Source organism: Vibrio sp. S12_S33 (genome assembly GCF_963889785.1).
Classification (GTDB): domain Bacteria; phylum Pseudomonadota; class Gammaproteobacteria; order Enterobacterales; family Vibrionaceae; genus Vibrio; species Vibrio aestuarianus.
Genome location: NZ_CAWPQZ010000221.1, coordinates 1 through 570, shown reverse-complemented (window position 1 = coordinate 570; position 570 = coordinate 1). Strand labels below are relative to the sequence as shown.

General features: G+C 41.1%; 1 protein-coding gene. It reads right to left on the bottom strand.

Going from position 1 to position 570, the window contains the following annotated elements:
• Positions 1-512, bottom strand: a 512-nt coding sequence (locus AACW06_RS19960) for an IS5 family transposase (protein WP_192076379.1), incomplete at its 3' end; no start/stop codon positions are given.
• Positions 513-570 lie beyond the last annotated feature (58 nt).

The window sequence follows — 570 nt, the reverse complement described above, 5'->3', positions numbered from 1 at the left end:
CTGTCATATCCTTTATCACAAACGATGGTATTAACTTCATCGAGTTGCTCAACTAAGCTTTCGGCATGCACTATATCGTGGCGTTGTCCTTCTGATAAATCAAAGCAAATCGGCAGGCCACCACTATCTACGGCTAAGTGAATTTTGGTTGAGTTGCCCCCGCGACTTTTTCCTATTTGCTCTGAGCTTTCAGTAGCTGCACCTGTACTATGCTGATGCGCTCGAACTATAGAGCCATCAAGAAAGACCCATTCAAAATCAGCCATGCTAGATAAGTTTTTGAAAAGCTTATCTAAAACCCCTTTCTTTGACCAAAGATTAAATCGTCTGTAAACGGTACTCCACTCTCCGAACTCAGAGGGTAGATCTCGCCAAGGAATGCCTGTTCTCATTCGATAAAGTATTCCTTCAAATGTCATTCGATGTTCAGTTTTATCGTAAATACGACCTGTACTTTTCATAACTTGGAGTAGCAGTTCCCAGCGAATATCAGTTAGCATTGTTCTTGGCATGGTATTGGTTATGGTTTTACTTTTGGCGAAGCAAATTATAACTCTTTACCATGCTGTT